The organism is Amycolatopsis sp. NPDC048633, from assembly GCF_040650695.1.
Classification (GTDB): Bacteria; Actinomycetota; Actinomycetes; order Mycobacteriales; family Pseudonocardiaceae; genus Amycolatopsis.
This window is the reverse complement of sequence record NZ_JBEZHS010000003.1, coordinates 16,665-37,880: the sequence shown is the minus strand read 5'-3', so window position 1 is coordinate 37,880 and position 21,216 is coordinate 16,665. Positions and strand designations below refer to the sequence as shown.

Below are 21,216 nucleotides of genomic sequence, written 5' to 3'. Positions count from 1 at the left end.
GCCACTTTATCGCGATTCGCGATGACAGTCAGTCCGGTCATCGGGGTTCACAATGAGCACGGCGTCGCGGAGAATTGCCGGGGAAGGAGACCCATGTCCCGATTTCGTCTCGACCCGTTCGTCGTCGCCATCCTCGCCACGGTGGGTGTCGCCACCCTCCTGCCCGCTTCGGGCGTCGTAGCCGACGGCTTCAGCACCGCCACGACGATCGCCGTCGGGTTGCTGTTCTTCTTGTACGGCGCCCGGTTGTCCACGCAGGAGGCCCTGGAGGGGCTGCGGCACTGGCGGCTGCACGCGGTCGTGCTCGCCGCGACGTTCGTCCTGTTCCCGCTGCTCGGCCTGGCGCTGTTCCTGCTGCCGTCGTCGGTGCTGCCCGCCCAGCTCGCGGCCGGGGTGCTGTTCCTGGCCGTGCTGCCCTCGACCGTCCAGTCGTCGATCGCGTTCACCTCGATCGCCCGCGGCAACGTCGCGGCGGCGATCTGCAGCGCGTCGCTGTCCAACCTGGCCGGGATCGTGCTCACGCCGCTGCTGGTGGCGCTGCTGCTGTCGGGGGACGGCGCCGGCGTCGACGGTTCGGCCGTGCTCGGGATCGTGCTGCAGCTGCTCGCGCCGTTCGTCGCGGGACAGCTCGCGCGCCGCTGGATCGGCGCCTGGATCACGCGCAATTCGGCGCCGCTCAAGCTGTTCGACCGCGGGTCGATCCTGCTGGTCGTCTACACGGCGTTCAGCGCGGGCATGGTCGAGGGCATCTGGCACCGGCTCGACGTGGGCCACCTGCTCGTTCTGGTGGTCGTCTGCTGCGTGCTACTCGCGGCGGTGCTGGGCGCGACCGGCTGGGGTGCCCGCGTGCTGGGCTTCGCCCGCGTCGACCGCATCACGATCGTGTTCTGCGGGTCGAAGAAGAGCCTGGCCAGCGGCCTGCCGATGGCGACGGTCCTGTTCGGGCACGCGCAGGTGGGGCTGATCGTGCTGCCGCTGATGCTGTTCCACCAGATCCAGCTGATCGTCTGCGCGACGCTGGCCCGCCGGTACGCCGCCGCCGGGGCGGAGGAGCTCGTCCCGGCCTGACCGATGAGTTTTCCCGGCCACTCGCGTCGGTACCGGTGACCCGCTACCGGAAGGCACCATGGCCAAGGTCCTCTACCACATCACGATGTCCCTCGACGGCTTCGTCGCCGGCCCCGCCGACGACATGACGTGGCTCTCCGGCCTGCACCCCGGGCCGAACCCGGTCGTCGAGCGGGTGATCGGCGGGATCGGGGCGGTGGTGATGGGGCACCGCACCTACGCGCCGGCGACGACGGCGGAGGGCAAGGTGTACGGCGGCCGCTGGGAAGGCCCGATCTTCGTGGTGACCCGCTCGGCGGCGCCGTCGCCGGGCTTCACCCTGGTCGACGACCTCGGCAAAGCCGTGGCAGCGGCGTCCGCGGCGGCCGGGGACGGGTACGTCGCGGTGCTGGGCGCCACGACGGCCCGGCGCTGTCTGGAAGCCGGGCTGCTGGACGAGGTGCTGGTGCACGTGGCGCCGGTCCTGCTCGGCGACGGCGTCCGGCTGTTCGACCACCCCGGCGGCACGCGGGTGCGGCTCGAGCCCCTGGACCTGAGCAGCGCCGGACCGATCGGCAACTGCTGGTACCGGGTGGCGTGAGTCGTCACCCCACCAGGACGTTCTTGTAGAAGATGTTGGCGTAGCGGTTGATGTTGTCCAGGCTGCTGCGCGAGCCGAAGCCGAGGAAGAGCCGGGTTTCGCCGTCCGCGGTGCGGTAGACCGCCATGCCCTCCGGTTCGCGGTAGACGAGCGACTGGCCGGCCTTCGTCAGCGCGCGGCTCTTCACCGTGCCGGTGTTCATGTCGACGCGCGTCACGTAGGAGTCGATGTCCGCGGCGTCGGCGTGGCCCTGACCGTCCAATGTGTACAGCTGGTCGCCGAAGACGGTGTAGCCCTGGAAGACCACGCTTCCCGTGCTCAGCGCGGGCTGCGGGAAGTGCGCCAGCGGCGTGGAGAAGTCCCCGGCGGCGGCGCTCGCGAGGGGGAAGACGCTGTACCACATCTTGCCGCCTTCGCTGCGGCGCACGGCGATCCGCTGGTAGACGGGATCGGTGGCGCAGGTGATGGTCTTGCTGCCGGTGAGGAACTTCTTCACCGACGGCGTCCCGCCGTTGACGAACTTGAAGCGCGCCAAGGCGGTGCCGCGCGCGTCGGTCGTGGTGCCGTCGGCGTCGCACTCCATCCAGATGTAGGACGCGGTGCCGACGGGCTCCACCCCGATCGACACGCCGTGCCCGGCGTGCGCCAGGTGCATCGAGCCGAGCAGCTCGCCGCTGAAGCTGAGCTGGTTGACGCAGAGGTCGTCGCCGGAGGTGCCGTTCTGCGCCTGGACGACGAAGAGGCGCCGGTTGACGTTGTCGAAGGCGAAGCCCTGCATGACGTGGTGCGACTCGTGGAGCAGCTTGCCGCGGAAGAGGTCGTACGAGGGCTGGGTGATGTCGAAGTAGGGCGAAGCGGGCACACCATCGGCGCCGGCGGCGGTCCCGGCGAACACGGCACCGGCACCGAGCGCGGCGGCGGTCACGGCTCCCGCGCGGAACAGCGAGCGCCGCGACAGCGTCCGGCCGGCGATGGTCAGGTTCGGGTTCATGGGACGCAGACTGCACCCGCGGCCTACACGCGCCGTACAAACCGGCGCCGATCGTCCAGGCGGCGCAGGCGACCTGCGTGACCGACGGCAACGGCTTCTGCACCGTGACCCACGGCCTCGGCAAGGTGCCGGAGGCGATCGCGGTGTCGCTGAACACGCCGAAGACGTTCGGCCAGATCTGGTTCACCTACGCGGCTTACGGTCCATCGGAGCCGCCGTCTTTCCCGACCACCTCGGGCAGCTGAGCGGAATCCGCGTCTTCACCGGGGCCGGGGCGACGGCTTCCGCAGTTCCTCGGCGAAAATCGCGTCCACGCGGCGGTTCGCTCGGCGCAGGACTCGCGCCGCCGCGCGGATCGCGTAGCCCAGCACGAACGCGAACAACAGGGCGAGGCCGATGGCCGCGAGGTTCGCCACGAGCGCCTCCCGGTACTGGTGTGCCAGGTAGCCCAGGCCCGCCCCGGCGGTCAGTGCGTCCAGCAGCGCCAACCGAAGTGCGTGCGGCCCGTGGGGGACGGCTCGCGGTGCCGTGACCATCGCTCACCCTCCCGCCGTTCCGTTCAGCGGTGACGCCCCTGCAACCTAGACGAGACTGGGCCGGTCGGTCGCCACTTCAACCTGTTTGGCCTACCGGATCTCCCCGAATGGGCCCCTGTGATAACTTGAAGCGAACTGAGTCTTCTGTGCAAATGCAAATCCCCGTGCCGCCTGCGCGCCGGGGCCAGGGGGCGGTAGCTCAGTTGGTTAGAGCAGGGGACTCATAATCCCTTGGCCGCGGGTTCGAGCCCCGCCCGCCCCACGAGGCGGGGATTGCTGTTCGCAATCCCTCCGGGATTGCTCCCAGTGCCCGCAGTATCCACCCGGGGGACAACCACCGGGCACGTGGTGGTCCCGTTTCGCTGTCCACAAAGGACCTCAGCGGGCGCGGTCGTAGACCAGGGCCGTCTCCCCCAGCTCGCCCGTTTCGTGGTGGGCCAGGAGCCACTTCGACGCCGGCAGGCCGTCCTCGAACAACCGGGGCCCGCCGCCCGCGATTTCGGGGCAGACCATCAAGTACAGCCGGTCGATCAAGTCCGCCGCCAGCAGCGCCTTGATGACGCTCGCGCTGCTGTTGACCAGAATGTCACCCGATCCGGTGGTCTTCAGGTCCGCGACGACGTCCGCGGCCGGAGCGTTCACCACCCGGGTGCGCTCCCACGGCGCCTCGGCCAAGGTCGTCGAGAACACCACCTTTTCCGCGTCCACCAGCCACTTCGCGTAACCGCGGTCACGCGGGTCCGCGTTCTCGTCGGCGGCGACCGTCGGCCAGAAACCCAGGAAGCCCTCCGCGTTGCGGCGGCCGAGCACCGCCGTCGTCGCCCCCTCCCAGATCCGCGTCAGGTAGCGCCGCGCGACCTCGGTCGTCGCGTACGAAACGATCGCGCCCATGTCGCCGGGTCCGCCGGGGCCGTGGTAGCGCCCGTCGAGCGTCAAGCTCAGGTTCGCGGTGACTCGGCGAACGGTCATGGTGGTCAAGCCTTTCCTTGGAGGAGCACGTCGGTGAGGTGGTCGAGCACCTGGACCCAGCCGGTTTCGATCCCGGCGATGGCGGAGACGGCCCCGACCGTCGTCGCGGTGATGCGCAAGCCGAGCCGCAACCGGGTGCCGCCGGGCACCGGCGCGAGCTCGAGGTCGTAGTGGCCGGTGAAGGACGCCTCGCCCGTCACCGCGAGGTCGAACGCGAGCCGCCCGGGCTCGTCGGCGAGGCGGACCCACCCTTCGGAGTGGTACTCGCCGTCGGCGTCGCGGTAGGCGAGCACCGCTCGCCCGCCGAGCCGTGGCTCGAGGACGCAGGCAGTGACCGTCATCGACGGCGGCACCCACCACGACGCCAGCAGCGCCGGGTCGGTCCAGTGCCGCCAGACGACCTCCCGCGGCACGGCGACCACGCGCTCGAACGCGAACTCCCGCCCGTCCGCCCACCGGTCCCGGTCCGCGGCCGCGGTGTCCTCTTCGACGGCCACGCGGTACCGCGTGACGGCGTCCCGCTCCCCCTCGTGCGCTTCGGTCGCCTTCGCCAAATCCGCCAGCCGGCCCGCGAAAGCGAGCAGTGGCTCGGCTTCGAGGGCGTAGACGCGACGCTGCCCGAGCGGGAACACCGTGACGAGCCCGGCGCGGGCGAGGGTCTGGAGGTGCTTGGTGGTCTGCGGCTGCCGCAGGCCGGTCAGCTCGGCCAGCTCCCCGACGGACCGGGGACGCTCGGCGAGAAGCTCGACGAGACGCCACCGCGCCGCGTCCCCCAGTGCTGCCGCGGTCCCGTCCATAGCCCTAATTATTCATCTAAAAGAATATTCAAGTCAAGGAATATTTTCGGTCGCCAGCCAGCGCAGCCCGTAGGCGTAGCCCAGCTGCGGGTCGACGAACTCCTGCACCACCTCGCACGCTCCGTCGAGCGGGAGCGCCGGCCCCGGCTGGGCCGGGTCGGCGAGCACCGAGTACGGCACCCGGTCGAGCCGCCACACCCGCCACGGCAGCCGCCCCGGGTCGAAGCGGACCCGCACCGTGAACGACTCGCACGTCACCAGCGGCACGAACGTGTACGACGGCCGGATGGGCCGCCCGTCCCGGATCCGGATCACCAGCGCGTAGGTGTGGGTGTCACCACGCGCCAGGGGCCGCGGCAGGTCGAGCAGCCAGCGGAAGTGCCGCTGCCCCACGCGTTTCGCGTCGGTGATCCGGACGCCGTGCTGGGCGTCGGCGGCCACGTGGCGCTCGCCGTCGCGGCCGTCTTCGAGGCGGGGCACGGTGAACTGCGCGGAGATCCGGCTCAGCCCGTCGCGGGTCGCGACGATCATCCGTTCCTCGATCAGCTCCGGCTCGGCGGTGTCCAGCCGCACGAGCGCCTTGAGCCGCTTGACGAACCAGCCCTGGTCCGGGTCGGGCGTACCGGCGCCCGGCCGCATGGCGGCCTCGATCTCGGCGGCCAGCCGGGCGAACGCCCGGTCGATCCGGCGCCGCGCCGTGCGCTCGGAGACGCGCAGCTGTTCGGCGAGGATCCCCACCCGGTCGGACAGCAGCGCGTGCTGCGCGCCGGGCGCGATGCCCAGCGCGACGTTGACCGCCAGCCGGTCGTCGGCCGGGAACTCCGCGATCGCGGACGACACGGCGTCGCGCAGGACCCGCCGCGCTTCGCGGTCGTTCGCCGTCCGGTGGATTTCGCACCAGCCGGAAACGAGCGGCCCGAGCCGGGCGCGCAGCCGTTCGGCCTCCAGCCCCCAGCCGCGCCGCAAAGTGGTGAGCTCGCGGAGCAACCCGTCCTCGTGTGCCATGGGATTTCGATTGTGGCACGCGGACTTCCGCGCGATCGGCGGCACGGGCTGCGCCGATCAGGTGATTCCCCGGGTGGCCAGCGGATGGCCAGTTCCCCCGTGATTCGGCCCGCGGGCGGCCGTTGCCGGTTCCCCGGCTGACCCACCATTTTCCCGTCGACGGCATCGGGGAGGACGGGTTGCTCGACACCACGCACGCGCCCATCGGGCCGGCGGACGTCACGGGTGTCCGCCGGCTGGCCCGCGACGGCCGGCTCGCCGGCTCGGCTTCGGCCGCACCGCCCGGCGACCTCGCCCGCCTGCGCGGCGCCGTCTACACCGTCGCCTGGCCGCTGGTCTTCGCGCGGATCACCAAGCCCCTGGAACGGCAGCGCCGGCACCCGGACTGCGCCCGCGGGCTCGAATGGCTGCGGCCCGACTGCCTCGACCGCTTCCACGACGACGTCGAAGCCGTCGTCGAGCACGCGCTGCGGCGCGCGACGGACCCGATCGCCAACTTCGACGGCTGGCTGACGACCCGGCTGAGCCCGGCGACGGTCGACGCGCACCGGCGACGGCGCGGTGAGATCGGGGCCCTGCAACGGCCTCGCCTGCCGGCCTGGCTCGGCGAAGCTCTCGGTGGCGACCGGTGGCTGTGCGACCTCGCCGTCCAGATCCTGGTGTGGGCCGGGGTGCCGGCGACCGCGGGCGCCGAGCTCTGGCCGCTGGACGGCTGGGCCGCGCGCCGGGCCGAGGTCACCGGGACGCCGCCGGCCGGGCGCGACACGCTCGACCGCGAGGTGCGGACGGTCCTGACCGCCATGCGCACCCGGCCGAAGTGGCACGCCGAGCACGTCGAGCGCCCGCTCGGGCACAAGCGGGCGCCCGTCGCGCCGATGCCGGCGGACGGCGCGGCCGAACCGGCCCCGCTGCAGCTGGTCGGCCCGGACGAATCCGACGACGCCCGGCTCGCCGGCCTGGCCGACCGGGCGCTGCGCGCGATCGAGGCCCGGCTGGACCGCGGCGAAGACCCCGCGGCGGCGGTCACCACGGTCGTCCGGCGCGTGTTCGGATCGGCCGGCAGCGCGCTCGACCGCTTGCCGCACAACGGATCTCCCCGCGACGACTGGCTGGCCACCGCCCTCGCCGACGAGGCCCGGCTCGCCCGGATCGTGACGACGGTCCTGGCCGTGCTCGGCCGCTGAACGCGGCCGCACGCGGCGGCCCTCCGGGCGCGGGCGGATCAGCCACCCTCGCCGTCGCGGTTGCCCTCGGCCGTCGAACACGGCCCGGCTAGCCAGCCTCGCCGACGGGATCCGGACCGCCCGCGGCCGCTGAACGCAGGCGCGCGTCCAGGACGTCGAACAGGACCTCCGGTGGGCAGCCCGCGGCTCCGGCCCGGGTCTCGACGGACACCAGCTCGGCCAGCAGGACCGCGCGCACGTCCGCGCGCGTCGCCTGCGGGAGTCTCGTGGGCGGGACAGCTGATCCGGCCACCCCGGCCTCCTTTCGCCCGGCGCCGGGTTCGGCCGGCCCAGCCTTCCCCTGACGGACGGCGCTCAACGCCACCACGACGGCGGGGGCACCGGGAGCCGCAGCGGGCAGCCGGTGTGGCGGCCCGTCCAGGAGTCGGCCAGCCAGCGGGTCAGCGCGACCGGCCCGAGCAGGCTGTCCTCCCACACCGGGGTCAGCTCGCCCGCCCGCCGCAGCATCGTTTCCGCGGTGGCGCAGAAGGAGATGATCGCGGCGACGGCGGCGTCGGCCCGCTCGACCGACCAGGCGACCGCGGCCCCGGGCAGCCCGGCCGGGATGGCCAGGCCGGGGCCGACGGTGCAGCTGCCCGCCAGCTGGACGGCGAGGTCGAACTCGGCCGCTTCGGCGTGGCGCTGCCGGGCCCGCCAACGAGGCGAAGCCGCGGCGGCGTGCAGCCCGGTGAGCCGGGCGGCGACCAGCCCGTCCCACACGGTCAGGAGCACCCCTCGCGTGTCGGCCGGCAGTGCGGCGGCGAGGTCGTCGGTGACGGCGCCGAGCCAGGCGCACGGGTCTTTGACATGACGATCGACGGTGACGGTCACGGCGCCAGTTTTGCACCTGAAGGCACGTCCGGCAGCAAGATGATCATGAATCGCCGCAGGACCACCCGGTCGGAGGCGAACCGTTGAGCGGCGTTGTAACTCCTTTGGGCACTCGGCGTGACCAAATCGTCACAGTTGTGCGATCATGTCGGCGCTCAGTGCCGAGCACGTCCCCCTCGTTTTTCCTCTTCCAGAAAGGCCATCACCGCGTGATCAAGACCAGCAAGAGCCGGGCCGGCACCCAGCGAGTGACGTTCAGCCTCCCCGCCGCGGCCCCGCCCGGGCGAGTGAGCGTCGTGGGCTCGTTCAACGACTGGACGCCCGGCCGCCACCACCTGACCACGCGCTCCAACGGCCGCCGTTCGGCGTCGGTGGAGGTGCCGCCGGGCACGGTGCTCGAGTTCCGGTACCTCGGCGAGAACGGCTTCTGGTTCGACGACCCCGACCTGCCGGACCGGATGGACGGCAACTGCGTCTACGCGACGAACTGAGGCACGGGACCTCCGGTTCGGCTCCGGGTCAGGACTTCCGGCGCGGTTTTCCCCGCTTCGGGGCGCCACCGGTCCGCCGAGCCGGCTTCCCGGCCGACTTCGCCGGCGGTTTGCGTTCCGGGCGCTTGCGTTCCTCCGCCGCGGGCGGGCGTCCGCGCGTGCTGTTGACCGTGCGCCCGCGCACGATCCCGATGAACGTCTCCATCAGGTCCGTCGTCTCGTCTTCGAGCCACGACAGCGCGACGCTCGACTGCGGTGCGTCCGTGAGCGTCCGGTAGGTCAGGTCGCGGCGGTGGTGCAGGCGGGCCAGGGACTGCGGCACGACCAGCACGCCCACCCCGGCCGCCACCAGCTCGATCGCGTCCGCCGTCGTCTCGGGGCGCGAGAGCGCGGGCCGGCCCGGCAGCGAAGGCCACTCGATCGTGTCGTCCAGGGGCTGCAGCACGACCTCGTCCGCCAGGTCCGCTGTGGACACTTCGTCCGCGGCGGCGACCAGGTGGTCCTTGGCGACCACGACCACCGTCGTCTCCGTGTAGAGCGGGATCGCGTGGAGGCCGTCGCGGTCGATCGGGGACCGCAGCAGGGCCGCGTCCGCGCCGCGCGAGCGGACCAGGTCCGTCGCGTCGGCCGCGGCGACCGGGACCAGCTCCAGCGGCACGCCGGGCTGCCGCTCGCTCCACGTCCGCACCCACTTGGCGGGCGTCGCACCCGGGACGTACGCGAGACGGAACGAGGTCACCGGGTCAGGCTACCGGGCGGGGCGCTGGCTACCCTGGACGGCATGACGTCGCACAAGACCGCCCAGACGATGAAGCCCGCGACCGCGGCGAAGAAGCTGGGTGTGTACCTCGAAGCCACGCCCCCGGAGTTCCAGGAGGGCGTCGTCTCGCGCGACGAGCTGAACGCGCTGCAGGCCGAGCCGCCCGAGTGGCTGCGCGAGCTGCGCCGCACCGGCCCGCACCCGCGGCCGGTCGTCGCGGCGAAGCTGGGCGTCTCCATCGGCGGCCTCACCCGCGGCGGGATCACCGAAGCGCTCACCACCGAGCAGATCGACGAGCTGAAGACCGAGAACCCCGACTGGCTGGCGCGGGAACGCGCCACCCAGGCCGAGGTGCGCAAGGAAACCGTGCGGGTCAAGGAGAAGGAGCACTGACCACGCTCGAAGAAGCGCAGCGCCTCGACGCCGCCGACGAGCTGGCGGCGTTCCGGGACCGGTTCGTCCCGATCACCGACCCCGGCGTGGTCGCCTACCTCGACGGGAACTCGCTGGGCCGTCCCCTGCGCGCGACCGCCGAACGGCTTCAGGAGCTCGTCGCCGACCAGTGGGGCGCCCGGCTGATCCGGTCCTGGGAAGAGCGCTGGCTCGAGCTCCCGGAACGGATCGGCGACGAGCTGGGCCGCGTCGCGCTCGGCGCCGCCCCCGGCCAGACCATCGTCGCCGACTCGACGTCGGTGTGCCTGTACAAGACGCTGCGCGCGGCGGCCGCGCTCCGGCCGGGACGCGACGAGATCGTCACCGACTCCGCCAACTTCCCCACCGACCGGTTCCTCGTCGAGAGCGTCGCCGCCGAACTCGGCCACACGGTGCGGTGGATCGAGTCCGACGGCGTCGGCGCCGACGCCGTCGCGGCCGTCACGGGGCCGCGGACCGCGGCCGTCGTCCTGTCCCATGTGGACTACCGCTCCGCCGCGATCGCCGACCTCGCCGGGATCACGCGGCTGGTGCACGACCGCGGCGCCCTCACCGTCTGGGACCTCTGCCACAGCGTCGGCTCGATCCCGGTCGAGCTGGACGCCGGCGACGCCGACTTCGCCGTCGGCTGCACGTACAAGTTCCTCAACGCCGGGCCCGGCGCGCCCGCGTTCCTCTACGTGAACTCGCGCCACCACGCGGAGTTCGGGCAGCCGATCACCGGCTGGATGGGCGCGGCCGACACGTTCGGCATGGCCGAGCACTACGTGCCCGCGCCGGGCATCCGCCGCGCGTTGTCCGGCACGCCGCCGGTGCTCGGCATGGTGGGTGTCCAGGAAGGCGTCGCACTGCTGGCCGAGGCCGGGATCGAGCGCGTACGGGCGAAGGCCGTCGCGCTGGGCCGCTGGGTGCTCGCCCTCGCCGACGCGTGGCTCGTCCCGCTCGGCTTCACGGTGGCTTCGCCGCGCGAGGACGCCCGCCGCGGCGGGCACGTCACCCTCCGGCACCCGGACGCCGAACGGCTTTCCCGCGTCCTCATCGAGAACGGCGTGCTGATCGACTTCCGCCGTCCCGACGGCATCCGCGTCGGGCTGAGCCCGCTCACCACCGGCTTCACCGAGGTGCGCGCGGCCATGGACCGCATCCGCGAGCTCGCCGCCTGACTCGAAGGTCATGAACGACTCGTTCATGTCGCCGGACGGCATGAACGAGTCGTTCATGACGTCCGGATAGTAGCCATGTACTTAGTAGCCATGTACTATATCTGGCATGAGCACTCCGGGGCACCTGGTCTGGCGACTCTCGATGAAGTGGCGGGTGGCCGTCGACCGCGCCCTCGCGCCGGTCGGGCTGACGCATGCCCAGTACGTCTTCCTGTCCTCGCTCTTCGGCCTGGAACGCGCCGGAACGACCCCGAGCCAGCGGGAACTCGCCGACCACACCGGACTCGAAGCCCTCTACGTCTCCAAGCTCGCACGCACCCTCGACACCGACGGTCTCGTCGAACGCACCCGCGACACCGCCGACACGAGGACCATCCGGCTGACCCTGACCCGACGCGGCCGCGAAGTGGTCGAGCCGGCGATCGCGACCGTGGCCGAGCTGCTCGACCGGCTCCTCGCGCCGCTCGGCGGCCGGGACGGCGAGCGCACCGCGGCGCTGAGCCGCGAACTCACCCTCCTCCTCGACACCCCACTGGATCCCTGAAGGGACAAGACATGGACCTGCACCACGAAGAGTCCGGCACCGGCACCCCGATCGTCTTCCTGCACGGCAACCCCGGCTCGTCGCACGGCTGGCGCCACGTCCTCCCCCACGTCGGCGGCGGCCGCCTGCTGGCCCCCGACCTCATCGGCATGGGCCGCTCCGCCAAGCCCGGCATCGCGTACTCCTTCGCCGACCACGCCCGGTACCTCGACGCCTGGTTCGACGCGCTCGGCCTGGACGACGTCGTCCTCGTCGGGCACGACTGGGGCGGCGCGCTCGCCTTCGACCACGCCGCCCGGCACCCGGGCCGCGTCCGCGGGGTGGCGTTCTTCGAGACGATCGTCAAGCCGATGGCCTGGGACGACCTGTCGCCCCAGGCGGCCGAGCGGACGCGCAAGATCCGCACGCCCGGCGTCGGCGAGGACCTGGTGCTGGAGCAGAACCTGTTCGTGCGGCAGGCGTTCACCGGCGGCGTGCGCACGCCGGTGGCGGATCTCGAGCCGTACCTCGCGCCGTTCCCGACGCCGGAGAGCCGCCGCCCGATCCTCGCGTGGGCGCGGCAGCTGCCGCTCGGCGGCGAGCCGGCCGAGCTGATCCCCCGCATCGAGGCCTACGACGAGTGGCTGAAGACCAGCACCGGCACGCCGAAGCTGCTCATGACCTTCGAGGGCTCTCCCACGCTGCTCATCGGTGCGGAAATGAGGCGGTGGTGCGTGGCGAACGTCGCCGCGCTCGACGTCGTGGCCTGCGGGGAAGCCGGGCACCACGCCCAGGAGGACCGGCCGAAGGAGATCGCCGCCGAGATCGCGGCGTGGCTGGACCGCCACGGCCTCCGGTGAGTCAGCGGTGCCGCAGCGGCGGGGTCGCGTCCAGGCCGAGGACGCGGGCCGCGACCCACGCCAAGGAGTCGGCGGTGCGGGCCGGGGTGTCCGACGGCTGCATGACGTGGCTGAGCACCGTGCGGACCACGACGTCGATGACCGCCGTGAGCTGCTCGTCGGTGAGGTCGGGCCGGTAGGCCGGCACGCGCGTGGCCAGCATCGCCTTCGCCTGCTTCAGCAGTGACCCCGCCTGGGTCGTGAGCAGCGGGAGGAGCTCGTGCGCGGTGCCGTGCGTCGCGGACGCGATCGCCTGCAGCAGGAGGTTGTCGTCGGCGAGTTCGAGCACCGCGCGGACGGCTTCGTAGAACGCCTCGACGAGGTCGTCCGGGTGCCGCTCGAAAGCCGTGTCGACGACCGAGAGGAACCGGGCGAGCTCGTGCGCGACCATCGCCTCGGCCAGCGCGGCCTTGGAGCCGATCTCGTTGTACACGGTCTGGCGGCTGACCCCGACGACCTCGGCCAGGCGGGCCATCGTGACCGACGACCACCCGGACCGCGCGGTCAGCTCGATCGCCGCGGCGATGATCGGCTGCCGGTGCTGACCCCCTTCGAGCGGGGCCGGGAGTGCGGCGCTCATGATCGCCATTCTAGGCCGCGCCCGCGAAGGCCAGCGCTTCTCCCCACGCGGCCCGCGCGGCGACGCGCCTGCGGTACTTCATGATCTCGCGGGGACGGTCGACGGTCAGCGCGCCGACGATCCGGTCGCCGCGCCGGTACAGCGTCACCCCGCCCGCGAACACCACCTCGTCGGCACGCGGCGTGCCGACGAACTGGATCCGGTGCCCGTACCAGTCGGACCAGAAGTACGGCACGGCTTCGAAGGCGCGCGCCCCGGCCGGGTCGAGCGCGTGCCGAGCGGCGGCCGCACCCTGCTCGGCCGCGTTCGTCCAGTGCTCCGGCCGCATCGGCTCGCCGTCGAAGAGCGGGTTGGCCACGTGCGCGACGTCGCCCGCCGCGTAGACGCCCGGCGGTCCGGCGGACAGCGTCGCGTCGCACACCACGCCGCGGTCACGCTCGTGCAGCGTCAGCCCGCTGCCTTCGAGCCAGCCGGTGGCCGGGTCCGCGCCGATGCCGGCGACCACGAGATCCGCGGGCAGGACCTCGCCGGTGGACAGCCGGACGCCACCGGCCGCGACGCCCGTGACCTCGGTGCCGAGGCGCAGCTCAGTACCGGCCGCGTGGTGCAACCCGGCCAACTCCGCCCCGGCCTCCTCGCCGACGGCACGGACGAGCGGGACGGCCGCCGCTTCCAAGATCGTCACCGGCAGCCCGCGCTTGCGCGCCGCCGACGCGACTTCGGAACCGATGAACCCGGCCCCGATCACGACGGTGCGCGCGCCGTCGTCCAGCGCGGCACGCACCGCGACGGCGTCTTCGGCGGTACGCAGCGTGCGCGCCCCGGGGAGGCCGCGCGCGGTCGCGCCGGTGGCGATGACGAGGGCGTCGTAGCGCACGGCCGTCCCCGCGACGCTCACTTCGCGCGCGTCGGTGTCGAGGCTTTCGGCGGGAGCACCCAGCATGAGTTCGACGCCGAGTTCGTCCCGCAGCACGGTTTCCGGGTGGAACGGCTGGACGCGACCCGGGCCGCCGGAGTCGAGGAACGCCTTCGACAGCGGTGGCCGGTCGTAGGGCAGGTGCTCCTCGGCGCCGACCAGGACGATCCGGCCTCGGTACCCGGTGCGGCGCGCGGACTCCACGGCGCGCAGCCCGGCCAGAGAGGCGCCGACGACGACCAGGGTCATGTCAGCTTCAGAGCCTGCACGGGACAGGAGTCGACCGCCGCGGCGACGTCGGTCCGGTGTTCTTCACCGGGGCGTTCGTCGAGCACCACGACCGTACCGTCGTCGCCCACCTCGAAGAAGTCCGGCGCCATGGCTTCGCACATGCCGAGGCCGTCGCACTTGCCGCGGTCCGCTTCGATCCGCATCACGCACCCACCCGGCCCGGCGCGACGAAGTCGACCTTCTCGCGCACGCCGCAGTCCGGGCAGCACCACGAGTCCGGGATCGCCGACCACGGCGTGCCGGCCGGGAAGCCTTCGCGCGGGTCGCCGAGCTTCTCGTCGTAGACATAGCCGCAGCCCGGGCACATGCCGCCTTCACTGGCATCTCCGCGGGTGTCGGCTTTGTCTTCGGCCGCGGTGACGCGGGTGCCGTAGCGCGCGAGGAGCTTGTCGCGCTGGCCGGGCTGGATGTTGGCCCGGGTGAGATCGCCGTCGAAGTGGGCGAACACGCGCGGGTCCATGACGCGCCGCCACACCGGCGGGACCAGCGCGAGCACGATCATCCCGGCGTACCCGGTGGGCAGCACCGGGGACTCGGCGAAGTCGCGCAGCGTCTGGTAGCGCCGCGTGGGGTTGGCGTGGTGGTCGCTGTGCCGCTGCAGGTGGTAGAGCAGGACGTTCGTGGCGATGTTGTTGGAGTTCCAGCTGTGGCTGGGATCCACGCGCTCGTAGCGGCGCCGCCCGGGCGCGCCGACCCGCTGCCGCAGCATGCCGTAGTGCTCCATGTAGTTGACGACCTCCAGCAGCGAGAACCCGACGACGGCCTGGATCACCAGGTACGGCAGGATTTCCACGCCGAGCCACGCGATCATCGCGGCCCAGAGGACCGCCGACATCAGCCAGGCGTTGAGGACGTCGTTGCCGAGGCGGTACGGGTGCTTGTCCCGCCGGGCGTAGCGCTTGCGCTCCAGGCGCCACGCCGACTTCAGCGAGCCGAAGACCGTGCGCGGCCAGAAGCGGTAGAAGCTTTCGCCGACGCGGCTGCTCGCCGGGTCCTCCGGCGTCGCCACGCGGACGTGGTGGCCGCGGTTGTGCTCGATGTAGAAGTGGCCGTAGAAGCTCTGCGCCAGCGCGATCTTCGACAGCCAGCGCTCGTGGCTTTCCTTCTTGTGACCCAGTTCGTGCGCGGTGTTGATGCCGATCCCGCCGATGCAACCGATCGACACGGCGAGCCCGATCTTGTCCGCGACGGTGACGTCGCCGCGGGCGATCAGCCAGAACGCGGCCGCGAAGCCGAGGTACTGCACGGGCAGGAAGGCGAAGGTGATCCAGCGGTAGTAGCGGTCCTGCTCCAGCCGTTCGAGGACGTCGTCGGGCGGGTTGCTGCGGTCCAGCCCGGCGAGCAGGTCGATCAGCGGCACGATCACGAGGATCACGACGGGCCCGATCCAGAACCAGCCGGCCCAGCCGGTGGCGGCGTGCAGCCCGATGGCGAGGAACGCCAGGGACGGCACCACCAGGCCGATGAGCCACAGGTAGCGCTTGCGGTCGCGCCACCGTTCGGTCGACCCGGCGGGGATCGTCGCTCCGCTCATCACACCCTCCTCCGTTGGCTGGGTTTACAGAACGATAGAGGATGTACAGCACGATTGACAACAGCTTGTTCGATGTAAAGTCCGCCCCGGCCACCCGTGACGAAGATCATCTTCCTCGCCGGACAGCACGCAGGGTGGCCACGAAGAAGCCGTCAAAGGGTCGCCCGGGGCACTGCCGGTGCCCGTTCTTTCCCAGTCCGCGAACGCCGGACACGCCGAGTCGGCCGAATCCACTTTCACCCGTTCGGCCCAGCGTGCAAGCTCCGGAAATGCCGCCCGGGCCCGTTACCAGAGGAAATGGGAGTAATCGGCCCGCAGCACTCGGTAAACGCCGTTCGCTCTTCGCCGGACAACCGTCCGGAGGCCGGGCCAAGACCACCGTGCCTCAGTGGTTCGTGGTAAAAAACGGACCCTGATCGATTCCGCGGCAACACGGAGGGTGAGGCGAAGACGGGTGACGGCGGCAGCTGTGTCCCATCGTCGTGTCCGCTTCCTCGTCCGAGTCCCCGTTTATCGCCGACCGTCACTCAGGAGTTCGTGAACCGCCGTGCAGAACAAAGACGCTCAGGACGAGTCGGACAAGCCGTACGACAAGTCGATCCGCAAAAGGCTGACCAGGACCGTTCTCATTCCCAGCGTGACCCTGCTGGTGCTGTGGATCGCGGTCTCCTCCTACTTCCTCTTCAACGGCGTTTACGTCCGGCTGGTCGCGGCGTCCGTGCGCGAGGTGTCCATCCCCGCCGCCAGCGCGCTGGGCGAGTTCCAGAAGGAACGCCAGACCGCCCTGCAGTACCTCGACGACCCGGCGCTCGGCCCGGGGCGCCTGCAGCTGCAGCAGAAGGCGACCGACGAAAAGCTCGGCGCGCTGCAGAACGCGTTCGCCGCGACGATCTCCAACGCGCCGGACGAGATCGCGGCCAAGGTCAACGCCCTGAAGTCCCAGTTCGACCGGCTGCCCGTGCTGCGCTCGCAGATCAGCTTCCGCAGCATCGACCGCGGCCAGGTCAACAACTACTACAACGGCGTGATGGACACGGCGTCGAACCTCTTCGACACCCAGGCCCGCGTCGTGCCCGACGCCGAAGCGGCGACCGGCGGCATCACGGCGACCTCGGTCTTCCGCGCCGGGGACGCCATGTCCCGCGAGACGTCGCTCGTGTCGACGGCCTTCTCGGCCGGCACCTTCGCGCCCGAGGACTTCGCCCAGTTCGCGCAGCTGTCCGGGACCTACCGGACGCAGCTGGCGCAGATCGAGCCGTTCCTCGATCCCAGCGTCCGCACCAAGTACCAGACTTTGGCCAGGAGCGCCGCCTGGGGTCAGCTGGCCACCGCCGAGGTGTCGATCGTCAAGCACGGCCCGTGGTCGCCGAGCGACCAGAACTCCGTTCCGGTGTCCGAAACGGACTGGCTGAGCGCGACGAGCCAGGTCGCCCAGGGGCTCAACGACCTCGCCATCACCCAGGCGGACAAGGTTTCCGCGGCCGCGATCGACTCCGGTGACGCCCAGCTGCGCAACGTGATCATCGGCAGCATCCTGGCGCTGCTCGCGTCGCTGGCGGCGATCATCGTCGCGGTGCGGGTGTCCCGCTCGCTCGTCGACCGTGCCCTGATGACGCGCCTGGCGCGGCTGCGCAACGACTCCCTCGACCTCGCCCGCAACCGCCTGCCGGACATCGTGGCGCGGCTGAAGAACGGCGAAGCCGTCGACCTGAAGGCCGAGCTTCCGCAGCTCGACCACGGCCGCGACGAGATCGGCCAGGTGGCCGAGGCGTTCAACACCGCCCAGCTGACCGCCGTCAACGCGGCGGCGAGCGAGGCGAAAGCGCGCAGCGGCGTGCACAACGTGTTCCTCGGCATCGCGCACCGAAACCAGGTCCTGGTCCACCAGCAGCTGCAGATCCTCGACGAGATGGAAGCCCGCGAGGACAACTCGACGCAGCTGGCGTCGCTGTTCCAGCTCGACCACCTCGCCGCCCGGGCGCGGCGCACCACCGAGAACCTGATCATCCTCGGCGGCAAGCAGCCGGGCCGCCGCTGGCGCAAGCCGGTGGCGCTGATGGAGGTCCTGCGCGCGGCCGTCTCGGAAACCGAGCAGTACGCGCGGGTCCAGGTCGAGCAGGTGCCCGACGTCGCGATCCTCGGCGCCGCGGTGGCCGACACGATCCACCTCGTCGCCGAGCTGGTCGACAACGCGACGACGTTCTCGCCGCCCGGGTCCCCGGTCGAGGTCAGCAGCCGCGCGGTCGCGCGCGGGATCGTCGTCGACGTGTCGGACCAGGGGCTCGGCATGAAGGACGGCGTCCGCGACTGGGCCAACGCGATGATGGCCGAGGCGCCCGAGTTCGACGCGATGGCCCTGCGGGCCGACTCCAGCCTCGGCCTGTTCGTGGTCGCGCGCCTGGCGGCGAAGCTCGGCATGACCGTCACCTTCGACCCGTCCCGCTACGGCGGCCTCCGGGCCACCGTGCTCATCCCGTCCCAGCACCTGGCCGGTCAGCAGGAAAGCCTCCCGGCCGAGCCCGGTGCCTCCCCGGCGGAGACCACCGCGGTCCTCGCCCCGGTGGGCGCACCCGCGCCGCAGGCAGAAAGCTCACTCGGTGCCATGGACACGCCCAGCTCGTTCACCGGCCAGATCCCGATGAAGCGAGACGTCAAGCCGAGGCCGTACCCGGTGCGCGCGCTAACCCCGCCCGATCCGCTGCCCTCCGTGCCGGCCGCACCGCCCGTACCGCCGGCGGCCGCGGAGCCGGTGCCGGCCCCCGCCGGGGAACCGGCCAGGAAGTCCCCGCCGGCCGACGACCGGCCCCGGCTGCCGCGGCGCGAGCCCCAGCAGAACCTCGTCGCCCAGCTCGAAACCGAACCCGACGACAGCGACGAAGTCGTCGCGCCCGGAGAGGGGACCGCGCGCACGCTCGCGGCGTTCCACAAGGGCACCCGCCGGGGACGGGGCGGGCCGGACGATGCGTAGTCCCGACAGCACACACGAAAGTCCACAGAGGAAAGTCAAGGTCTCTGACGCATGAACGAGTACGGGAACCCCAAACCCGATCTCAACTGGCTGCTCGACGACGTGGTCAACCGCGTGGTCGGCGCGCAGAACGCCATCGTGCTGTCCGCCGACGGGCTGCTGATCGGCAAGTCGGCCGGCATGAGCAAGGACGACTCCGACCAGCTGTCGGCCATCGCCTCCAGCCTGCAGAGCCTGGCCAAGGGGGTGAGCAAGCAGTTCAACCGCGGCCCGGTGCTGCAGAACATGATCGAGATGGAGCGCGGCTACCTGTTCGTCTCGGCGGCCGGGCAGGGCGCGTGCCTCGCCGTGCTGGCGGCGGACAGCGTCGACGTCGAGATGATCGCCTACGAGATGAGCCGGCTGGTCAAGCGGGTCGGGGACTACATGGCGTCCGCGCCGCGTGAAGCGGCGCACGTCCTACGGGAGGCCACATGAGCGCCGAGGATGGCTGGTACGACGAGGCCGCCGGGCCGCTGGTCCGGCCGTACACGATCACCAGCGGCCGGACGCCGTCCGACTCGGCGCGGCTCGACCTGTCCACGCAGGTGATGACCCTGCGCTCGGAGCAGGAGCCGGTCGGGCTGGGCCCGGAGCACGTGGCCATCGTGCAGATGTGCCGCCACCCGGTTTCGATCGCCGAGATCGCCGTCTACGTGAAGATCCCGCTGGGGGTCGTGCGCGTGCTCGTCGGCGACCTGATCGAACGCGGCCTCGTGATCACGCGCTCCCCCACCCACAATTCGGCGCAGTCGCCGGACCTCGAAACTCTCCAGGCGGTTCTCGATGGCCTCATCAAGTACTGACCGGACCGGGGCCGACATGGTCCCCACGCCAGTCAAGATCATCGTCGCGGGTGGCTTCGGCGCGGGCAAGACCACCATGGTCGGCTCGGTCAGCGAGATCCCGCCGCTGACGACCGAGGAGGTGCTCACCGAAGCGAGCGCCGGGATCGACGACCTCTCCGGTGTCGAGCGGAAGACCACGACGACGGTCGCGCTCGACTTCGGCCGGATCACGATCTCGCCGCGGCACGTGCTGTACCTGTTCGGGACGCCGGGCCAGGCGCGCTTCTGGTTCATGTGGGACGACCTCGCACGCGGGGCGATCGGGACGATCGTGCTCGTCGACACCCGGCGCCTGGAGACCAGCTTCGCCGCCATCGACTTCTTCGAGCGGCGGAAGATCCCGTTCGTCGTCGCGGTGAACTGCTTCGACAACGCGCCGCGCTACACCGCCGACGAGGTCCGCGAGGCCCTCGTGGTCCCGGACCGGGTGCCGATCGTCATGTGTGACGCGCGTGACAGGGACTCGAGCAAGCTCGCGCTGATCCGGCTCGTCAAGCACGCGATGACGGTGGTGCCGGTGCGGGTCTGAGACCTGCGCTTTGTCCGCTCCCTGTCCGGTCCGGACAGCGCCGGTGTCCGATGTGTCCGAGCGTGTCCACCTCGGACACCGGCAAACCCACATGGCGCAATTGGTTGGACCACCCGGGTGCAGCTTTTTAGTTGAGCAAGCAGCAAACTGATAGCATCCGCACGTGACGATTCACGTGCCGAAGTTTCCTGAATATATAAGGGAAAACTACCCGGCCCAGGGTCGTCTCTTCGGTGACTTTCTGTGCGGGCTCTGGGCTACCGCGTGTGAAGCGCTCGAGGTTCCGGTGGCGCAGTCCGTGCGGACCACGCGGATGCTGCGCGCCCTGCTGCCCCCGTGGTCGCGCGAGCGGATCGGGGCCGCGCCGGCCCAGCCGTCCTATGTGGCGGACGACGGGTTCCCCGCCGAGATGTCGGTGAACTGGTCCGGGCGGCACCCCGAGCTGCGGGTGCTGTTCGACAGCCTCGGCCACGACGTGGCGCTGCCCGGAGAAAGCGGTTCCCGCAGGCTGGAACGGGTGCACGAGACGTTCACGCCGCGCGGGGGCCGGCCGTCGCCCGCGCCCCGGTGGCACTCGATCGCCTGGCGGCCGCCGTCGAGAGTCGTCCACAAGACGTACTTCGGGCTCTACCCGTGGCCGCACGCCCAGCGCGAGGCGGCGGTGGCCGAAGCCATGGACCGGCTCGGCATGGCGGAGGCGTGGGACACCACCCGGCGGCAGGTCGAAAACATCGAAGGCGCCCGGGAAATCGAGTTCTTCGCGGTGGACCTGGCCGACGAGGCCGAGGCCCGGGTGAAGATCTACTACCGCAACCACGGCGCCGGCCTCGCCGAGGTGAACCGCGTCGCCTCCGTCGCACTGCGCCACGACGCCGACGACGCGCGCGTCGCCTACCGAACCCTGGCCGGTGACCGGGAAGACGCCGGTGCGGCCGCCTTGAGCTGCCTCGCGTTCCGGTCCGGACCGGACCGCGCGGCCGAGTCGACGACGTACCTGCGCCTGCCCGATCTCGCTTCGAGTGACGAAGAAGCCGTCGAGCGCACCGCCGCGTTGCTGCACCGCGAAGGCGTCGACCCGGGCCGGTTCCGCCTCCTCACGTCGGCGCTGGCGCCGGGGCCGTTGTCCGGGACGGACATCCTCGAGCTGGTGAGCTATCGCACAGCGGGCCGGCGCGGCGACGTCACCACGTACTTCCGGTTCCCCGTGTACGACCGGTCTCTCGCGCCGGTTGATCTTGCCTGA

General features: G+C 71.6%; 26 protein-coding genes and 1 tRNA gene. 15 read left to right on the top strand and 12 right to left on the bottom strand.

Translation table 11 applies throughout. The annotated features are described in order from the left end of the window. Positions 1-93 precede the first annotated feature (93 nt). Together AB0C38_RS08780 and AB0C38_RS08775 are read left to right on the top strand one after the other, a co-directional pair. Positions 94-1,068, top strand: a complete 975-nt coding sequence (locus tag AB0C38_RS08780; protein ID WP_360668828.1) for a bile acid:sodium symporter family protein — start codon at positions 94-96, stop codon at positions 1,066-1,068. A gap of 58 nt (positions 1,069-1,126) precedes the next feature. Next, complete coding sequence (locus AB0C38_RS08775; RefSeq protein ID WP_360668825.1) at positions 1,127-1,648, top strand: dihydrofolate reductase family protein; 522 nt, start codon at positions 1,127-1,129, stop codon at positions 1,646-1,648. A 4-nt stretch (positions 1,649-1,652) separates the two neighbouring features. Here AB0C38_RS08775 and AB0C38_RS08770 read toward each other — a convergent pair whose 3' ends face one another. Next, positions 1,653-2,639: a teichoic acid biosynthesis protein C gene (locus AB0C38_RS08770; protein ID WP_360668822.1), complete on the bottom strand. Its 987-nt coding sequence runs from the start codon at positions 2,637-2,639 to the stop codon at positions 1,653-1,655. Positions 2,640-2,716: 77 nt separating this feature from the next. Between AB0C38_RS08770 and AB0C38_RS08765 the strand changes: the two genes are divergently transcribed. After that, positions 2,717-2,884, top strand: coding sequence for a hypothetical protein (locus tag AB0C38_RS08765; protein WP_360668819.1), 168 nt, complete (start codon positions 2,717-2,719; stop codon positions 2,882-2,884). Between the two features lie 15 nt (positions 2,885-2,899). Here the strand turns inward: AB0C38_RS08765 and AB0C38_RS08760 are convergent, their stop codons facing one another. Beyond that, positions 2,900-3,175 (bottom strand): hypothetical protein, encoded by a 276-nt coding sequence (locus tag AB0C38_RS08760; protein WP_360668817.1) that lies wholly within the window; start codon positions 3,173-3,175, stop codon positions 2,900-2,902. Positions 3,176-3,363: 188 nt separating this feature from the next. Here AB0C38_RS08760 and AB0C38_RS08755 point away from each other — a divergent pair. Continuing rightward, a tRNA-Ile gene (locus AB0C38_RS08755) sits at positions 3,364-3,437 on the top strand. Positions 3,438-3,553: 116 nt separating this feature from the next. On the opposite strand, the gene AB0C38_RS08750 is transcribed toward AB0C38_RS08755, so the two are convergent. The 3 genes from AB0C38_RS08750 to AB0C38_RS08740 are packed head-to-tail and all read right to left on the bottom strand — an operon-like array spanning position 3,554 to position 5,946. Then, entirely contained in the window at positions 3,554-4,153 is a 600-nt protein-coding gene (locus AB0C38_RS08750; protein WP_360668814.1) for a dihydrofolate reductase family protein, read from the bottom strand. After that, complete coding sequence (locus tag AB0C38_RS08745; protein ID WP_360668812.1) at positions 4,150-4,941, bottom strand: metalloregulator ArsR/SmtB family transcription factor; 792 nt, start codon at positions 4,939-4,941, stop codon at positions 4,150-4,152. The genes AB0C38_RS08750 and AB0C38_RS08745 overlap by 4 nt, the downstream gene beginning before the upstream one ends. Before the next feature lie 33 nt (positions 4,942-4,974). Next, positions 4,975-5,946 carry a hypothetical protein gene (locus AB0C38_RS08740; RefSeq protein WP_360668809.1) on the bottom strand — a complete coding sequence of 324 codons (972 nt, stop codon included), beginning with the start codon at positions 5,944-5,946 and terminating at the stop codon, positions 4,975-4,977. Positions 5,947-6,068: 122 nt separating this feature from the next. Between AB0C38_RS08740 and AB0C38_RS08735 the strand changes: the two genes are divergently transcribed. Next, on the top strand, positions 6,069-7,130 hold the full coding sequence (locus AB0C38_RS08735; RefSeq protein WP_360668806.1) for a hypothetical protein: 1,062 nt from the start codon (positions 6,069-6,071) through the stop codon (positions 7,128-7,130). Positions 7,131-7,218: 88 nt separating this feature from the next. Here the strand turns inward: AB0C38_RS08735 and AB0C38_RS08730 are convergent, their stop codons facing one another. Together AB0C38_RS08730 and AB0C38_RS08725 are read right to left on the bottom strand one after the other, a co-directional pair. Further along, a complete protein-coding gene (locus AB0C38_RS08730) occupies positions 7,219-7,422 on the bottom strand; it encodes a hypothetical protein (protein WP_360668803.1) in 204 nt (67 codons plus the stop codon). Between the two features lie 62 nt (positions 7,423-7,484). Next, on the bottom strand, positions 7,485-8,000 hold the full coding sequence (locus AB0C38_RS08725) for a hypothetical protein (protein ID WP_360668801.1): 516 nt from the start codon (positions 7,998-8,000) through the stop codon (positions 7,485-7,487). A 209-nt stretch (positions 8,001-8,209) separates the two neighbouring features. On the opposite strand from AB0C38_RS08725, the gene AB0C38_RS08720 reads away from it, so the two are divergent. Continuing rightward, the gene (locus AB0C38_RS08720) at positions 8,210-8,491 is read left to right on the top strand and encodes an isoamylase (protein ID WP_360668798.1); all 282 of its coding nucleotides are present in this window, start codon (positions 8,210-8,212) and stop codon (positions 8,489-8,491) included. 28 nt (positions 8,492-8,519) lie between these two features. On the opposite strand, the gene AB0C38_RS08715 is transcribed toward AB0C38_RS08720, so the two are convergent. Continuing rightward, a complete protein-coding gene (locus AB0C38_RS08715) occupies positions 8,520-9,230 on the bottom strand; it encodes a substrate-binding domain-containing protein (RefSeq protein ID WP_360668795.1) in 711 nt (236 codons plus the stop codon). A 42-nt stretch (positions 9,231-9,272) separates the two neighbouring features. Between AB0C38_RS08715 and AB0C38_RS08710 the strand changes: the two genes are divergently transcribed. The 4 genes from AB0C38_RS08710 (at position 9,273) to AB0C38_RS08695 (ending at position 12,229) form a co-directional block, all read left to right on the top strand. Next, positions 9,273-9,644 (top strand): DUF5997 family protein, encoded by a 372-nt coding sequence (locus AB0C38_RS08710; RefSeq protein ID WP_360668792.1) that lies wholly within the window; start codon positions 9,273-9,275, stop codon positions 9,642-9,644. Beyond that, positions 9,641-10,846, top strand: coding sequence for an aminotransferase class V-fold PLP-dependent enzyme (locus AB0C38_RS08705; RefSeq protein WP_360669926.1), 1,206 nt, complete (start codon positions 9,641-9,643; stop codon positions 10,844-10,846). The genes AB0C38_RS08710 and AB0C38_RS08705 overlap by 4 nt, the downstream gene beginning before the upstream one ends. Positions 10,847-10,952: 106 nt before the next feature. Then, on the top strand, positions 10,953-11,390 hold the full coding sequence (locus tag AB0C38_RS08700; RefSeq protein ID WP_360668789.1) for a MarR family transcriptional regulator: 438 nt from the start codon (positions 10,953-10,955) through the stop codon (positions 11,388-11,390). Positions 11,391-11,401: 11 nt separating this feature from the next. Continuing rightward, a complete protein-coding gene (locus AB0C38_RS08695) occupies positions 11,402-12,229 on the top strand; it encodes a haloalkane dehalogenase (protein WP_360668787.1) in 828 nt (275 codons plus the stop codon). A gap of 1 nt (position 12,230) precedes the next feature. On the opposite strand, the gene AB0C38_RS08690 is transcribed toward AB0C38_RS08695, so the two are convergent. From AB0C38_RS08690 to AB0C38_RS08675, 4 genes are read right to left on the bottom strand one after another with little or no spacing between them, the layout of a single operon-like run. After that, the gene (locus AB0C38_RS08690) at positions 12,231-12,857 is read right to left on the bottom strand and encodes a TetR family transcriptional regulator (RefSeq protein ID WP_360668785.1); all 627 of its coding nucleotides are present in this window, start codon (positions 12,855-12,857) and stop codon (positions 12,231-12,233) included. Between the two features lies 1 nt (position 12,858). Beyond that, positions 12,859-14,013 carry an FAD-dependent oxidoreductase gene (locus AB0C38_RS08685; RefSeq protein ID WP_360668782.1) on the bottom strand — a complete coding sequence of 385 codons (1,155 nt, stop codon included), beginning with the start codon at positions 14,011-14,013 and terminating at the stop codon, positions 12,859-12,861. Then, positions 14,010-14,198, bottom strand: a complete 189-nt coding sequence (locus tag AB0C38_RS08680) for a ferredoxin (RefSeq protein ID WP_360668779.1) — start codon at positions 14,196-14,198, stop codon at positions 14,010-14,012. Before AB0C38_RS08680 ends, AB0C38_RS08685 begins: the two co-directional genes overlap by 4 nt. After that, complete coding sequence (locus AB0C38_RS08675; RefSeq protein WP_360668776.1) at positions 14,198-15,589, bottom strand: fatty acid desaturase; 1,392 nt, start codon at positions 15,587-15,589, stop codon at positions 14,198-14,200. The genes AB0C38_RS08680 and AB0C38_RS08675 overlap by 1 nt, the downstream gene beginning before the upstream one ends. A gap of 547 nt (positions 15,590-16,136) precedes the next feature. Here AB0C38_RS08675 and AB0C38_RS08670 point away from each other — a divergent pair. The 5 genes from AB0C38_RS08670 (at position 16,137) to AB0C38_RS08650 (ending at position 21,216) form a co-directional block, all read left to right on the top strand. After that, complete coding sequence (locus tag AB0C38_RS08670) at positions 16,137-18,557, top strand: ATP-binding protein (RefSeq protein WP_360668773.1); 2,421 nt, start codon at positions 16,137-16,139, stop codon at positions 18,555-18,557. A gap of 51 nt (positions 18,558-18,608) precedes the next feature. Then, entirely contained in the window at positions 18,609-19,034 is a 426-nt protein-coding gene (locus AB0C38_RS08665) for a roadblock/LC7 domain-containing protein (RefSeq protein ID WP_285998307.1), read from the top strand. After that, on the top strand, positions 19,031-19,402 hold the full coding sequence (locus AB0C38_RS08660; RefSeq protein WP_360668770.1) for a DUF742 domain-containing protein: 372 nt from the start codon (positions 19,031-19,033) through the stop codon (positions 19,400-19,402). Before AB0C38_RS08665 ends, AB0C38_RS08660 begins: the two co-directional genes overlap by 4 nt. Before the next feature lie 16 nt (positions 19,403-19,418). Next, a complete protein-coding gene (locus AB0C38_RS08655; RefSeq protein WP_360668767.1) occupies positions 19,419-19,973 on the top strand; it encodes an ATP/GTP-binding protein in 555 nt (184 codons plus the stop codon). A 286-nt stretch (positions 19,974-20,259) separates the two neighbouring features. Further along, positions 20,260-21,216: a hypothetical protein gene (locus AB0C38_RS08650; RefSeq protein WP_360668765.1), complete on the top strand. Its 957-nt coding sequence runs from the start codon at positions 20,260-20,262 to the stop codon at positions 21,214-21,216.